Origin of the sequence: Halobellus rufus, from assembly GCF_000739575.1 — an archaeon.
GTDB classification, from domain to species: Archaea; Halobacteriota; Halobacteria; order Halobacteriales; family Haloferacaceae; genus Haloquadratum; species Haloquadratum rufum.
Map to the genome: position 1 here is coordinate 81,484 of NZ_BBJO01000030.1, position 13,560 is coordinate 95,043.

General features: G+C 67.6%; 14 protein-coding genes, 2 tRNA genes and 1 pseudogene. 11 read left to right on the top strand and 6 right to left on the bottom strand.

Annotation, left to right across the window (positions count from 1 at the left end):
* Positions 1–67 precede the first annotated feature (67 nt).
* Positions 68–430, top strand: coding sequence for a thioredoxin family protein (locus tag ACP99_RS12420; RefSeq protein WP_049986903.1), 363 nt, complete (start codon positions 68–70; stop codon positions 428–430).
* Positions 431–451: 21 nt separating this feature from the next.
* On the opposite strand, the gene ACP99_RS12425 is transcribed toward ACP99_RS12420, so the two are convergent.
* The 3 genes from ACP99_RS12425 to moaA all read right to left on the bottom strand — a co-directional run bounded on the left by ACP99_RS12425 (position 452) and on the right by moaA (position 2,645).
* Positions 452–658, bottom strand: coding sequence for a hypothetical protein (locus tag ACP99_RS12425; RefSeq protein ID WP_049986904.1), 207 nt, complete (start codon positions 656–658; stop codon positions 452–454).
* Between the two features lie 86 nt (positions 659–744).
* A complete protein-coding gene (locus tag ACP99_RS12430) occupies positions 745–1,464 on the bottom strand; it encodes a type 1 glutamine amidotransferase (RefSeq protein ID WP_049986905.1) in 720 nt (239 codons plus the stop codon).
* 209 nt (positions 1,465–1,673) lie between these two features.
* The gene (gene moaA, locus ACP99_RS12435) at positions 1,674–2,645 is read right to left on the bottom strand and encodes a GTP 3',8-cyclase MoaA (RefSeq protein ID WP_049986906.1); all 972 of its coding nucleotides are present in this window, start codon (positions 2,643–2,645) and stop codon (positions 1,674–1,676) included.
* Between the two features lie 151 nt (positions 2,646–2,796).
* Between moaA and ACP99_RS12440 the strand changes: the two are divergent.
* From ACP99_RS12440 to ACP99_RS12460, 5 genes and pseudogenes are all read left to right on the top strand, one after another.
* Positions 2,797–3,837: pseudogene (locus tag ACP99_RS12440) on the top strand (Mrp/NBP35 family ATP-binding protein); the annotation flags it as partial.
* A gap of 119 nt (positions 3,838–3,956) precedes the next feature.
* The gene (locus ACP99_RS12445) at positions 3,957–4,592 is read left to right on the top strand and encodes a uracil-DNA glycosylase (protein WP_049986998.1); all 636 of its coding nucleotides are present in this window, start codon (positions 3,957–3,959) and stop codon (positions 4,590–4,592) included.
* Between the two features lie 72 nt (positions 4,593–4,664).
* Positions 4,665–5,426, top strand: a complete 762-nt coding sequence (locus tag ACP99_RS12450; RefSeq protein ID WP_049986907.1) for a TIGR04282 family arsenosugar biosynthesis glycosyltransferase — start codon at positions 4,665–4,667, stop codon at positions 5,424–5,426.
* 54 nt (positions 5,427–5,480) lie between these two features.
* A tRNA-Ser gene (locus tag ACP99_RS12455) sits at positions 5,481–5,563 on the top strand.
* A 351-nt stretch (positions 5,564–5,914) separates the two neighbouring features.
* Positions 5,915–6,235 (top strand): DUF5785 family protein, encoded by a 321-nt coding sequence (locus ACP99_RS12460; protein ID WP_049986908.1) that lies wholly within the window; start codon positions 5,915–5,917, stop codon positions 6,233–6,235.
* 31 nt (positions 6,236–6,266) lie between these two features.
* Here the strand turns inward: ACP99_RS12460 and ACP99_RS12465 are convergent, their stop codons facing one another.
* The 3 genes from ACP99_RS12465 to ACP99_RS12475 all read right to left on the bottom strand — a co-directional run bounded on the left by ACP99_RS12465 (position 6,267) and on the right by ACP99_RS12475 (position 9,816).
* The gene (locus ACP99_RS12465; protein ID WP_049986909.1) at positions 6,267–8,522 is read right to left on the bottom strand and encodes an amino acid permease; all 2,256 of its coding nucleotides are present in this window, start codon (positions 8,520–8,522) and stop codon (positions 6,267–6,269) included.
* A 52-nt stretch (positions 8,523–8,574) separates the two neighbouring features.
* Positions 8,575–9,090 (bottom strand): universal stress protein, encoded by a 516-nt coding sequence (locus tag ACP99_RS12470; protein WP_049986999.1) that lies wholly within the window; start codon positions 9,088–9,090, stop codon positions 8,575–8,577.
* A gap of 327 nt (positions 9,091–9,417) precedes the next feature.
* Positions 9,418–9,816, bottom strand: a complete 399-nt coding sequence (locus tag ACP99_RS12475; RefSeq protein WP_049986910.1) for a hypothetical protein — start codon at positions 9,814–9,816, stop codon at positions 9,418–9,420.
* Positions 9,817–9,951: 135 nt separating this feature from the next.
* Here ACP99_RS12475 and ACP99_RS12480 point away from each other — a divergent pair, with 135 nt between their 5' ends.
* The 5 genes from ACP99_RS12480 to ACP99_RS12500 all read left to right on the top strand — a co-directional run bounded on the left by ACP99_RS12480 (position 9,952) and on the right by ACP99_RS12500 (position 13,494).
* A complete protein-coding gene (locus ACP99_RS12480; protein ID WP_049986911.1) occupies positions 9,952–10,590 on the top strand; it encodes an adenylate kinase in 639 nt (212 codons plus the stop codon).
* A 178-nt stretch (positions 10,591–10,768) separates the two neighbouring features.
* A complete protein-coding gene (locus ACP99_RS12485) occupies positions 10,769–11,701 on the top strand; it encodes a DUF106 domain-containing protein (protein WP_049986912.1) in 933 nt (310 codons plus the stop codon).
* 118 nt (positions 11,702–11,819) lie between these two features.
* The gene (gene cmk / locus ACP99_RS12490; protein WP_049986913.1) at positions 11,820–12,398 is read left to right on the top strand and encodes a (d)CMP kinase; all 579 of its coding nucleotides are present in this window, start codon (positions 11,820–11,822) and stop codon (positions 12,396–12,398) included.
* A 16-nt stretch (positions 12,399–12,414) separates the two neighbouring features.
* Positions 12,415–13,323, top strand: coding sequence for an RNA-guided pseudouridylation complex pseudouridine synthase subunit Cbf5 (locus tag ACP99_RS12495; RefSeq protein ID WP_269319669.1), 909 nt, complete (start codon positions 12,415–12,417; stop codon positions 13,321–13,323).
* A gap of 100 nt (positions 13,324–13,423) precedes the next feature.
* Positions 13,424–13,494 (top strand) — tRNA-Pro (locus ACP99_RS12500).
* Positions 13,495–13,560: the final 66 nt, after the last annotated feature.

Sequence of the window (13,560 nt, forward strand, 5' to 3'; positions counted from 1 at the left end):
TACCGGCTGTGCACCGTTCCGGACATTCTGCCAACAGTATATGGGGGCCGGCGCACAATGGTGGTGTATGAGCACCGACGCATCCACGGCCGGGTCGACGCCCGAACGCCCCGTCGCCCTCGACGGCGAAGCCGATCTCGACGAGTTCGTCGCCGCGCACGACCGCGTCCTCGTGGAGTTCTACACCGAGGGCTGTGCGCTCTGTGCGAGCATCGAACCGGTCATCGGGAACGTCGCCCGCGCGCACGAGGACCTCGCGGTGGCGACGATCAACCCCCGGGACGATCCACCCCTGATCGAGCGGTTCCAGATCACGAGCGCGCCGACGCTGCTGCTCTTCGAGAACGGCGAACTCGTCGGCCGGCTCGCCAGCGGCTTCCAGGGCGGCGACGCCATCGACGCGTTTCTCGATTCCCCCGACGGCGAATAATCGGTTCTCGGGTTCCGGCTTCTACTCCTCCGCGTACACGAGCGTGCGTCGACACGCCGGACAGACGTACGGGACCGGCGTGAGAATCTCGTCGGCTCGGACGCTGCTCAGAAATCCGTCGTCGTCTGCGGGCGAGACGATCGAGAGCGACCCGAGGGCGTCCGTTCCCTGTAGTTTCATCCGCTCTAACGGCTCGCTGCAGTCCGGACAGGTCTTTTCGGAGGACATACGCGGCGTACCGCGTCCGCGGTCAAAAACTCGATGCTCCGTCGGGAGTCCAGCGGGCCTCGACCTCCAGAGACCCCCTCACTGCGTCAGTCGGCCGTCGCCGTGATCGGGTCGCCGTCGACGACCGCGAGGAAGTTCTCGAACACCGCTTTCGCCGCCGCCGTCTCGGCGTGGCGCTCGGGCGTCGCCTCGGCCAGCACCGCGTCGACGCGCACGTCTGCGACGCCCTCCTCGCGCTTGCCCTCGACGACCGCGCGGACCGTTTCGAGGTCGTACTCCGGGTGGAACTGCACGCCGAACGTCGGCCCCAGCGAGAACGCCTGACACGACGTCTCGTTGCCGGCGAGTTCGACCGCGCCGGGCGGGAGTTTGAGTACCTCGTCGGAGTGGGTCTCGAAGGCGACGAACTCGCCGGGCATCGAGGCGAAGAGCGGCGAGTCGTCGTACCGCTCGATTCGCTCGTAACCCAGTTCGTACTCGTCCATCGCGGCCACGCAGCCGCCCAGCGCCTGCGCGAGGAGCTGGTGACCCCAGCAGATGCCGAGCATCGGAACGCCGAGTTCGTGGAGGTCTCTGACCAGCTCTTCGAGGGTCTCCATCCACGCGTCGCGGTCGTACACGGACGTCTGCGAACCCGAGATGACCACGCCGTCGTAGCGCCACGACCCGTCGGCGCCGGGCCACTCGGGGAACTCGCTCTCGCTCACTTTGAACGCCGTCACGGTCGCGTCGAGTTCGCGGCGGACGTTGCGCTCGGCGGGGGTCTCGCCCACCGACGCGTCGAACAGGGCGATGTTGGTGCTCATACGCGTCCGTACGTGGCCGTGACGCTTTAATATTGGTTAGAGTGTCCACGTTTGCGCACAACCGATAGTCGCGGCGACGACGGCGGGCACTGGTCGGCTGATGAACGCGCCGGCAGGAACGGAGAGGCCGCGGGACGGCAGTGCCGGCGAAGGGAGCAATCAGACGGAGGACGACGGGAGGGGGAGCGGCAGTCAGGTGGGGGAACGCGCTAGGAAGTCGTGACGGGCGCGTCGATGTACTCGTCGTTGACGACCCACTCGTCCCCCTCTTTGACCATATATTCGCCGTAGTAAGGGACGCGGTTCGCGACCGTCTCGCGGAACGTCTCGCGGATCTCGTCTCTGGTCATCTCGCCCATCGAGCGCAGGTCGTCGTTGCGGTTGAGACAGCCCTTGAGATAGCCTTCGTGGGTCACGCGAACGCGGTGGCAGTTCGCGCAGAAGTGGGGATTCTCGACGGGGTCGACGATCTCGACCATCCCCTCGCCGACGTAGTACCGACGGCGGTTGTGCATGTCGCGGGTCTCGACGCGGTCGGCCTTCTCCTCGAGCCAGTTGTGAACCCGTTCGATGTCGATGTTCCACTCGGGGCGACCCGTCAGCTCGGGCATGTACTCGATGAGCTGGAGTTGGAGGCCGGGGTTCTCCGCCACGTGGTCGACCATCCCCTCCACGTAGCCGGCGGTGTGTTCGAACACGACCATGTTCAGCTTCACCGGGTCGAGTCCGGCGTCGAGCGCGGCCTCGACGCCTTCGATCACCTTGTCGTACGCGCCCGATTGTGTGATCTCCGCGAACGCGTCGGGATCGAGCGCGTCCTGGGAGACGTTGACGCGTTCGAGCCCTGCCTCCTTGAGCGCCTCCGCGCGGCCCGGCAGGAACGTCCCGTTCGTCGTCAGCGAGACCTCCATCGAGTCGGGCGTCCGCTCGATGATCTCCTCTAAGTCCCCGCGCAACATCGGCTCGCCGCCGGTGAACTTCACCTTCCCCACCCCGAACTCCGAGACGACTTCGAGGAACCGCACGACCTCGTCGGCGGTCATCTCGTCGTCCTGGGCGTCCATCGGGCCGCGAGTGTCGCCGAGCCCCTCGTTGTGACAGTAGACGCAGTCGAAGTTGCATCGGTCCGTCAGAGAGACGCGAACGCCAGACACCTCGCGCCCGAAGTCGTCTTCGAGCATTATGCGAGACTTCGTGGGGACGCAGATAAATTCGCCGTCGTTTCGGGCGTGTGTGTAACCGTTTGCCATTACGTCGCCGCCGAGTCGGAACCGCTGGGAAAGCGGAACCCCGTTCAAAACCCTTATCGGCCGTACTCACCGACCACCGGGTATGAACGAGGAAGCCGTCCGCGAGCGCCTCCGGTCGGTGTCTGATCCCGACCTCGGCGACGACATCGTCTCGTTGGGGCTCGTCAACGCCATCGACGTCGACGAGGGGGCCGAGCGGGTCCGCATCTCGCTCGCGCTCGGCGCGCCGTACTCACCGAACGAAAGCGCAATCGCCGGCGACGTTCGAGACGCGCTGGCCGACACGGGCTACGACGTCGACCTCACCGCGCGCATCCCCTCCGAGGTCTCGCCCGACGAGGACGTCCTGCCGGGCGTCGAGAACGTGATCGCCGTCGCGAGCGGGAAGGGCGGCGTGGGGAAGTCGACGGTCGCCGTCAACCTCGCGGCGGGGCTCTCGAAGCTCGGCGCGCGCGTCGGTCTGTTCGACGCCGACGTGTACGGGCCGAACGTCCCGCGGATGGTCGCCGCCGAGGAGGCCCCGCAGGCGACGGGCGAGCAGACGATCGTCCCGCCCGAGAAGTACGGGATGAAGCTGATGTCGATGGCCTTCCTCGTCGGCGAGGACGACCCGGTCATCTGGCGCGGCCCGATGGTGCATCAGCTGCTCACCCAACTCGTCGAGGACGTCGAGTGGGGCGACCTCGACTACCTGGTCCTCGACCTGCCGCCGGGGACCGGCGACACGCAGTTGACCGTCCTGCAGACGCTGCCGCTCACGGGCGCGGTGATCGTCACGACGCCGCAGGACGTCGCGATCGACGACGCCCGGAAGGGACTGGAGATGTTCGGCAAACACGAGACGAACGTCCTCGGCATCGTCGAGAACATGTCGTCGTTCCGGTGTCCCGACTGCGGCTCCGCGCACGACATCTTCGGGGCCGGCGGCGGCGAGGCGTTCGCCGCCGACAACGACCTCCCGTTCCTCGGATCGCTCCCGCTCGATCCCTCGGTCCGAACCGGCGGCGACGGGGGCGAACCGGTCGTCCTCGACGAGGGCGAGACCGCCGACGCGTTCCGCGTGATGACCGAGAACGTCGCGGATATGACGGGCGTGGTCCGCCGGCGCGAGGCGTCGGAGCGGTCCGGATCGCAGGGGTCCTCCGCGGCGGGCGCGTCGCCGTCGGAGCGGTCCGGATCGCAGGGGTCCTCCGCGGCGGGCGCGTCGCCGTCGGAGCCGTCCCCCGGGGAGTGAACGTCGCGATGGACGCCGAACAGGACTCGCTCTCGAATCCGTTCAGTATGGACGCCTCGTGTACGAACTGCGAGGGCCTCTGCGACGTCAGAACGAACGTCGTCCACGGCTACGGCGACGTCGGCGGCGAGTTCCTCTTCGTCGCGGAGCGGCCGCACGCGGGGGCCGACCGGACCGGCGTCCCCTTCACCGGCGACGACGCGGGCGAGCGGCTCCAGTCGATTCTCGGCGAACTCGGCTTCGCGCGCTCGGTGCCGGACGCCGACGAGCCAGACCTCCAGAACGTCTTTCTCACCTACCTCACGCGCTGTCGACACCCCGACCGCCGGCCGACCGACGACGAGATCCGGACCTGCGAGCCCTACCTGAACGCCGAGATCCGGATGATCAACCCCGAGATCATCGTCCCGATCGGCCAGCGCACGCTGGACGCACTCGCGACGGACTACACGACGAACCGCCCCGGCGACGTCGACGTCGCGGAGGCGCACGCGACGACGATCCGCGGCCGCGGGTTCGAGCTCGTTCCGATGGTCGAACTGGAGCGCCAGACCGACGAGCAGACGGCCGCGTTCGTCGAGCACCTCCGCGAGAACGTCTTCGCGCGGGATTACCGGCAGACGAAGGGCCGTCGCGGCCGATAGCCGCGTTACTCGAGCGTTCATCCGGAGAACGAGAAACGTCGGGTTCAAGAGCGACGGACGCCGAGAACGGGTATGACAGTCGTCGCCGTTCTGGCCGATCCGCCGCGTCCGGGTCACGCGCTCTCGCGACTCGCGGAGACGAGTCCGCTCTCGGAGTCGGAGGCCGCCGACCTCGCCGAGGCGATGCTCGGTGACACCCTCCGCGCCGTCGAGCGCTCGGGCGGGGAACTGCTCGTGAACTACTGCCCGGACGACCTCCTTCCCGATCCGGCGGTCGACCCCGACGAGTCCGCCGAGGACGCGCTGCACCGAATCGCCGAGGACGCGCTCGAATCGCCCGAGGAGGCCCGATTCGAGGTGCAGGTCGGCTCGTCGCTCTCCGCGCGGGCTGGGAACACGGTCACGCACCTCCTGCGCGATGAGGGCGTTCAGTCCGCCGCGGTGCTCCGCGGCGACGCGCCGTTCGTCCTCCGCTCGACGATCGACTCGGCGGCGATGAAACTCCGGACGAACGACGTCGTCCTCGGCCCATCGACGGACGGCCGCGTCTACTTCGCGGGCTTCAAAACCGCGCTCGACTTCGACGGCGCGTTCGTCGCCCCCGAACTGGAGACGCTCGTCGACTGCGCGAACGACGCCGACGCCGACGTGGGGTTCCTCCCGATGCAGCCGACCGTCCGGACGGGCGCGGACCTCGCGACGCTCGTGTCGACGATCCGCTCGCGCTGGCAGGCCGGGCGGGTCGTCCCCGAGCGCACGGCGGAGTTCGTCGTCGACAACGGCCTGACCGTCGTCGGCGACGCCGCCGACGAACTGCGAGTGGTCAGAGACTAGGGTTTCGTCTGCGACCGACAACTCTTAGACGCGCGGTCGGAAAGTACCGCACGCGGTGGGATGGCAGAGCGGCCTATTGCGCCTGCCTTGAAAGCAGGTACCTCACGGATTCCTGGGTTCAAATCCCAGTCCCACCGCATCAACTGCGCGAGCGACAGCGAGCGCGATTGTCGGTATGCTGGGATTGAATCCTGCCAGTCGCAGCGCGCGAACGGAGTGAGCGCGACCGTCTGGCTCCGGTTCAAATCCCAGTCCCACCGCATTTTGCGAGGCTCACTCGCGCCGCAGCTACGTCTGCGGCGCATACGTGAACGACTAAATCGGAGACGGATGGGGTTTGAGCAGCGAGCAAATCGCTGATTTGCGAGTGAGTTCAGATCCCAGTCCCACCGCATTTTTGTGGGTGGGTTCAACCCCGACCCCGGCCTTCTGGTGACGTTCCTCGACAGATGCGTAACGGCTTTGCCGTGGCCTCCCAACACGCGGGTATGGACTGGCCACACGACCCCGACGGCGAGGAGGGTTCGGAAGGTAGACGCAAGTACGGCCACGCCGTGATCGCGAAGAAGGTCGACGAGAGCGAGGACTTCCCGCTCTCTCGAGACGAGTTCGTCGAGGAGTACGGAGACGACCCGATCCGACTCGACTACGAGCGCGTCGTCCCGCTCCGAGAGATCTTCGAGAACGTCGAGGAATCGGAGTTCGAGGACTTCGTCGCGATGCACAAGGCGGTCGGCCGCGCGATGCGCGAGAACGACCAGTGGTTCTACGAGGGAGCCGAGCAGTTCGTCGACGCCAACGAAGCGTAGAAGGGCCGCCTCAGCCGTCTTCTTTCGATGACTACCGACTGTCGCCGAGCAGTCGCTCCCACAGCGACCGCTTGCGCTTCTTCTCGGCGAGCAGCACCGAGCACTCGACGTCCTCGATGACGTCGAGGACGAGCGTGCCGCGGACGAGCCGCGAGAGCAGGCCGCGCTCGGTCGCGCCGACGATCAGCATCGACGCGTCGGCCGCGTGCCGCTCGATCGCTTCCTCGACGTCGCCGGTCTCGACGATCAGCTCCGCGTCCGGCAGTCCGTTCTCGGACGCCCACTCGTCGAGGAAGGCCCGGCCGGACTCCTCGTCGTCGGAGACGTGCAGGAGCGAGACGCGGGCGTCGTACTCCGCCGAGAGCGCGCTGGCGATCGCCGCGGACAGCTCCGAGTCCGGCCCGCCGGCCGTCGGGAGCAGGATCTCCGAGGGGTCGAACCCGCGGTCCTTCATCACGAGGAAGTCACACGGCAGCGACGACGCGAGTTCGTCGACGGCGCTCTCGGCGCGGCCCGGGGACCCGTGGGGGTCCGGTCCCCAGCCCATCACCGTCAGGTCGGCGTCGTAGGTGGTCGCGGCGTCGAAGATGCCCTCGAAGCTCTGGTGTGACAGCACCGTGTGCGTCTCCACCGGGACGTCGAACGCCGTCGCGTCCTCGCGAGCGCTGTCGAGGAGCGAGCGCGACGCGGAGAGGTCCATCTTCTCCCGAGCCGATTCGAGTGCCGTCTGATCGGGGACCGTCTCGATGTGGACCGCGACGAGCGTGCCGTTCCGCTGCTTGGCGATCGCGCCGCCGAGCGTGATGAGGTCGGTCTGGTGCTCGGGGTTCGCAAGCGGGACCAGCACGCGGTAGTCGCCGCCGTCGGGCTGGACGGACGTCGCCGCCGAGACGGCGGCGTCGGGCAGTTCCTCGGAGCGGTGCAGGATGTACTTGCCGAGGATGCCCTGCTTCGTCGCCCGACTCCGGGCGTAGAGCAGGTACCAGACGATGGCGGCCAGCGCGATCCCGAACGACAGCAGGCGCGCGTCGGGTTCGACGTACGCCAAGAGCGCGAAGGAGAGCACGGTTCCCAGTATCGGCAGCAGCGGGAACAGCGGGACCGTGAAGTCGGGCTGGTAGTCCTCGGGGTTCACGTACCGCATCGCGATGAGCGCGATGTTCAACAGCCCGTAGATGATCAGGTGCAGCCCCGAGGCGGCCCCCGAGAGCAGCGCGATGTCGCCCGCGACGATGAAAAGCAGGATGAGCCCGCCCGTGATGGCGATCGATCGGTACGGCGTGCCGAAGCGCGGGTGGATCTCGTTCAGCGCGGGCGTGACGATCCGGTCGCGTCCCATCGCGAAGTTGATCCGCGAGGAGGCGAGGATCGACGCGTTGGCGCTTGAGGCTGTCGCGAGGAGGCCGCCGAACAGCAGCGCACCGCCCATCAGCGCGCCCTGAATCTGCCGGCCGACCTCGACGACCGCGATCGGCTGTGTCTCACCGGGCGCGACGTCGGTGACGAGGTCGGCGATGAACCCCTGCGGGACGGCCGCGCTCATCACGACGAGCACCAGCGCGTAGATCACCGTCACGAGGACGACGCTGCCGATCACCGCTCGCGGGAGATTCTTCCCCGGATCTTTGATCTCCTCGGCGACGCTCGTGATCTGCACGAACCCGAGGTACGAGACGAAGATGAACCCGGTCGTTCCGAGCGTCTCGCCGACCGTGCTGGGTGCCGGGAGGTTCGCGGGGTCCGCGCGGAACGTCCCGAGGAGCGTGAACACCGCGAGGATGGCGACCAAGAGCACCACGATGATGTTCTGGAGTCGCCCGGTCTCTTTCGCCCCCACGTAGTTGATCAGCACGAAGAACGCGCCGCCGACGAGCGCCGCGATCGTCACCACGTCGAGCCCGACCGGTCCGACGCCGACCGTTCCGCTGACGTCGAAGATCCGCGAGATGTACCGGCCGAACCCGACCATGTAGAACGCGCTGGCGAACGCGAGCCCGAGCCAGTTGGCCCATCCGGCGACCGAGCCGAGTAGCGGCCCGAGCGCGTGGTTGACGTAGTAGTACGCCCCGCCGGATCGGGGCATCGCCGTGCCGAGTTCGCTGGCCGAGAGCGCGGTGAATATTGCGATGACGCCACCGAGGACGAAGGCGATCGAGGCGAAGGAACCGGCCCGGAGAATCGCGTCGCCGGGGAGCACGAAGATCCCCGCGCCGATCATCGTCCCGACGCCGATGGTCAGCGCCGCGAGTGGACCCAGGTCCTTCGCGAGTTCCTCATCGCCGCTCACGCGTCGTCACCTCCGTGTTGTCGGAACGTGGGCGGGGATGAGTAATCGCCGCTCACGCGTCGTCACCCGTCGTTGTTTCCTCGGCGTCTGTCGGTGAGTCGACGTCGACCGTTTCGTCGTCTTCCGGATCGTCTTCGCGGCTCGGGAGGACGACGACCGGGATCTCGCTCTCGGTCGTCAGCGTCTCCCGCGTGTCGCCGCTGAAGAGGTCCCACCACGCCTTGCCCCCGCGCGGAGTGAACACGATTGCGGTCGCGCCGAGCGCTTCGGCGGCTTCGAAGATCGTCTCCGCGACGTCGGTCCCGTAGCGGAGGTCGGTCTCGACGTCGACGCCGGTGTCGGCCGCGGCGGAGCGAACCCACTCGAAGATCGCCTCGGCCATCTCCTCCCGCTGTTCGAGCGGGGCCTTGTCGGGCGCGCCGCCCGCTTTCTCGATGACGTGGAGCGCCGTCGCGGTCCCGCCTGCGGCCGCGACGTGGGGAAACGCGAGCGTTGCCGTCCGGTCGGCGTCGTCCTCGTTCGCGACCGGGAGCAGCGGACGGGCGAACAGGGGTTCGGTCCCCGTCATTGGCTGGATGCGCCGACGACAGCACGCGGCGGACAGCCGCGCGGTCCGTTCGCCTTGCCGGTTCTCGTCGTCGTGGACGGCGGAGATCCCAGTCGTCCCGGACACTGGGACGCGATCGGTCGGGAAGACCCGTCGTTCCGAATAAACATACGAGGACTCTAAGACGGCATCGGGTATAGTGGTTCTCACTCGCCTCCGAGAGACGGTGAAAATTCTGCTGCTTCGTCACGTCAAGTGGGTCCGCGTTTACGTCTCGTCAGCAGAGTGACCGCAGGTTCACGTCCTGTCCGTTTCGCGTGGACTGTCGTCCCCGGGTGCGTCCCCGGATCACACGGCCGTCACCCACGCGCGGTACTCCTCGTCGCGCTCGTACACGTCCCTGAACACCCGTTCGATGAACGCGGCGAGGTGGTTCGCGTCCGACCGGGCCGTGATTCGGACGTTCGTGGCCTCGGCCTCCTCGGGCGATTCGATCTGGTCGATCCGAAACGCCGGGAAGTCGTCGACGACGTCCTTCAGTCGGTCCAACTCGGCGCTGACGACGTCGAGATTGAACGTCTTGTCGGCGAACTGGACCCACGGGGCGGGCGAGTCCTCCCCGTCGAGGTCGGGGTCGTGGTCGGCCGTCATCGTCGCGAACGCGCTCCCGCGCGTACGGTGTGCCGTGATCGCGTCGGCGAACAGCTTCTGCCGCTCTCGCGGGTCGGCGGCGTCGAATCTCGTCATATCAGCGTACACTGTCCGCACCGGTGAAAAACCGCCGGTCCGAAGCGGTCGAGTCACGGGTGAACCGGCCGGACTGCGGCCGGTCCGTGGACGAATTTCTTCAACGTTATACGGCCGGACGCAGACTGGTGCGATATGGGCAAGCACATCTTGCTTCTCGGCCCGCCGGGTGCCGGGAAGGGAACGCAGTCGAAGCGCCTCGCCGCCGAGTTCGACCTCGAACACGTGACGACCGGCGACGCGCTCCGCGCCAACAAGGGGATGGACATCAGCGATATGGACACCGAGTACGACACGCCGGGCGAGTACATGGACGCCGGCGAACTCGTCCCCGACGAGGTCGTCAACGCCATCGTCGAGGAGGCGCTCACCAGCGCCGACGGCTACGTCCTCGACGGCTACCCGCGGAACCTCGAACAGGCCGAGGAGCTCTCGGAGATGACAGACCTCGACGCCGTCGTCTACCTCGCGGTCGACACCGACGAACTCGTCGACCGGCTGACCGGCCGCCGCGTCTGCCCGGACTGCGGCGCGAGCTACCACGTCGAGTTCGAGCCGCCGGAAGAGGAGGGCGTCTGCGACGAGTGCGGTGCCGACCTCGTTCAGCGCGACGACGACACCGAGGAGACCGTCCGCGAGCGGCTCCGCGTCTACGAGGAGAACACCGCGCCGGTCATCGACCACTACCGGGACGAGGGCGTCCTCGTCGAGGTCGACGGCGAGGGCACCCCCGAAGAAGTCTTCGAGGCGATCGTCGACGTCGTCGACGAGTAGGACAGCCTCAGACCGACGGGAGACCGTCGCTCCGACGCTCGTCGGACACTTCGTTGGCAGAAGCGAGCCGTCGATCGGATCGGGCCGTTTCTCGGCGTTCGTCGCGTCGAGCGGCCGCCACCCGCCGACGCGCGGAGAGTAAAAGCTTCATAACCGATGGGGGGCTACCTCAGGGCAGATGCCACGAACCGAATCGAAAGTTCGCACCCTCGTCTCGAACGACGACGGGATGCGTGAGGCCGTCGAGACGGTCCTCGACCGGACCGGCGACGGCGAGACCGACGTCACGTGGCTGGACGTGAAGGGCGATCTCACGTCCGGCCAGTGGGGCCGCCTCATCGAGAAGGAGATCCTCGTCGAGGGCGACGAGGGGTTCCGCGTGGCCGACCCCGAGGCGATCCGGGCGGGGCTCGAACCCGCGTCCGCGTCGGACTCGTCGGGCTCGGCCGGCGGGAGCGCCACGGAGATACCGGACGACGGCGAGTCCTCGTGGTCGAAGTACGACAAGGGCGCGGCGGTCGTCACCGTCGGGCTCTTCGTCGGCTACTCCTGGAAGCCGCTTCGGGACCTCATCGGAACGACGATGAACGTTCCGCTCGGCCCGCTGCAGGAGTTGCTTCCGTTCTACGCCGTCGTGATGATCCTCGCGCTCGCGACCGGACTGTACTCGACGCTCCTGCAGGCGAACCTGATGGATATGGACAAGATGTCCGCCTACCAAGACCGGATGAAAGACATCCAAGAGCGCCGGAAGGAGGCGAAGGAGGCCGGCGACGACGACGCGCTCGACGCCATCCAAGAGGAGCAGATGGAGGCGATGGGCGATCAGCTCGGGATGTTCAAAGAGCAGTTCCGCCCGATGGTGTGGATCATGTTCCTCACGATCCCGGTGTTCCTCTGGATGTACTGGGCGATCGGCGTGGGCCAGAACGCGACCGCGCACATCCCGCTCGACCCGCTGGTGCTCCCGCTCCGCGGCGAGGTCCAGTGGACAGACCCGGTGATCGGCCCGATCCAGGCGTGGATCGTCTGGTACTTCCTCTGCTCGATGGGCTTCACCCAGATCATCCGCAAGAGCCTGAACATCGACATCTCGCCGACGTCGTCCTGATCGGCCACTCGCCGTTTCCGCCGCGTCGCCGACACCGCGGGCGGTGAACTCCACTTCCGAGGCCGACGCGCCGATCCGCAAAGACAACCTCTTTTACCCGCCTTCCCGCAGAGAGAGTATGTTGGTAACCGTCTCTGGCCCGCCCGGGGCCGGGAAGAGCACGACCGTCGCCGCCCTCGCCGAGTCGTTCGATCTCGAACACGTCAGCGGCGGGGACATCTTCCGCGAACTCGCCGCCGAGCGCGGGATGACGGCAGTGGAGTTCAACAAACTCGCCGAGGAGGACGACCAGATCGACCGCGATCTGGACAGGCGGCTGCGGACCGTCGCGCTCGAACGCGACGACGTGTTGTTGGAATCGCGGCTCGCCGGCTGGCTCGCGGGCGACGCGGCCGACTTCCGGTTCTGGCTCGACGCGCCGCTGTCGGTCCGGGCCGCGCGGATCGCCGACCGCGAGGACAAACCGCCCGAGACGGCGCTCGAAGAGACGCGCGAACGCGAGGAGAGCGAGGCGCTGCGGTATCTGGAGTACTACAACATCGACATCACCGACCTCTCGATCTACGACATCGCGCTGAACACGGCGCGGTGGAGCGCCGAGGACGTCCCCGACATCCTGACGGCGGCCGTCGGGGCGTACGACCCGAGCACCGACGAAGGGAAGTACCCCGTCGACGGCGTCGACTACGACTTCTGACGATGACCGGGTCGCTATCGCCGAACAGGGGGCGCTGACGATGGCCGAACTCCGCGGACCGCCCGGGGAGCGGTCGGTCGAGGAGCTCCTGTCGTTCGGCGTCGTCAACCTCGACAAGCCGCCTGGACCGTCGGCGCATCAGGTCTCGGCGTGGGCGCGAGACCTCGCGGACGTCGACCGCGCGGCCCACGCGGGCACGCTCGATCCGAAGGTGACCGGCTGTCTGCCGATCCTCCTCGGCGACGCGACGCGACTCGCGCAGGTGTTCCTCGAAGGAACGAAGGAGTACGTCGCCGTCCTCGAACTCCACGGACCCGCGCCCGCAGACCTCGAAGCCGTCCTCGCGGAGTTCGAAGGGGAGATCTACCAGAAGCCGCCCCGGAAGAGCGCCGTCGCGCGTCGCCTCCGCACGCGGACGATACACGAACTCGATCTGCTGGAGGTCCGCGACAGGCAGGCCCTGGTTCGGATCCGCTGTGAGAGCGGGACGTACGTCCGAAAGCTCTGTCACGACCTCGGCCTCGCGGCGGGAACGGGTGCCCATATGGGTGCGCTCCGCCGCACCGCGACCGACCCGTTCGACGACTCGGATCTGGTCTCCACTGCCGATCTGACCGACGCGATGGCCTTCGCGCGCGAGGGCGACGAGGCCCCCCTCCGCGAGGTGGTCGCGCCCGCCGAACGGGCGCTCAGGCACCTTCCCGGTCTCACTATCGCGTTCTCGGCGGCCGAGCAGGTGGCCGAGGGCGCGCCCGTGTACGCGCCGGGGATCGTCGACGCCGACGAGTCGGTAGCGAGCGCGCAGACGGACGCGCTCGTCGCCTGTTTCACCCCCGACGGAGCGGCCGTCTGTCTCGGCCGACTGGTCGGCGATCCGACGGCCGACGCCGGCGAGGTCGTCTCCCTCGAACGCGTCTTGGTCTAGGCGATCGGCGCTTGCACCGATTCCGCGTGCGAGTGCGTCGCTCGCGCGCGTCGAAACGAAGGACTTAACGGTCACACTCGCATCCTCACGAGTACACCCTGGGACCGTGGGGTAGTGGTATCCTCTGCCGATGGGGTCGGTAGGACCTGAGTTCGACTCTCAGCGGTCCCATATTATTCCTCGAACGATCGATCGGATAGCGAGCTGAACGTATCCCTTGGCAGGAACCTTTTAGCA

Bases quoted from the DNA above. Each gene is read 5' to 3' on its own strand.
- ACP99_RS12425 (WP_049986904.1), bottom strand. From the start codon at position 658: ATGTCCTCCGAAAAGACCTGTCCGGACTGCAGCGAGCCGTTAGAGCGG.
- ACP99_RS12430 (WP_049986905.1), bottom strand. From the start codon at position 1,464: ATGAGCACCAACATCGCCCTGTTCGACGCGTCGGTGGGCGAGACCCCC.
- ACP99_RS12485 (WP_049986912.1), top strand. From the start codon at position 10,769: ATGCCACGAACCGAATCGAAAGTTCGCACCCTCGTCTCGAACGACGAC.
- ACP99_RS12475 (WP_049986910.1), bottom strand. From the start codon at position 9,816: ATGACGAGATTCGACGCCGCCGACCCGCGAGAGCGGCAGAAGCTGTTC.
- ACP99_RS12420 (WP_049986903.1), top strand. From the start codon at position 68: ATGAGCACCGACGCATCCACGGCCGGGTCGACGCCCGAACGCCCCGTC.
- ACP99_RS12445 (WP_049986998.1), top strand. From the start codon at position 3,957: ATGGACGCCGAACAGGACTCGCTCTCGAATCCGTTCAGTATGGACGCC.
- moaA (WP_049986906.1), bottom strand. From the start codon at position 2,645: ATGCTCGAAGACGACTTCGGGCGCGAGGTGTCTGGCGTTCGCGTCTCT.
- ACP99_RS12450 (WP_049986907.1), top strand. From the start codon at position 4,665: ATGACAGTCGTCGCCGTTCTGGCCGATCCGCCGCGTCCGGGTCACGCG.
- ACP99_RS12460 (WP_049986908.1), top strand. From the start codon at position 5,915: ATGGACTGGCCACACGACCCCGACGGCGAGGAGGGTTCGGAAGGTAGA.
- cmk (WP_049986913.1), top strand. From the start codon at position 11,820: ATGTTGGTAACCGTCTCTGGCCCGCCCGGGGCCGGGAAGAGCACGACC.
- ACP99_RS12480 (WP_049986911.1), top strand. From the start codon at position 9,952: ATGGGCAAGCACATCTTGCTTCTCGGCCCGCCGGGTGCCGGGAAGGGA.
- ACP99_RS12470 (WP_049986999.1), bottom strand. From the start codon at position 9,090: ATGACGGGGACCGAACCCCTGTTCGCCCGTCCGCTGCTCCCGGTCGCG.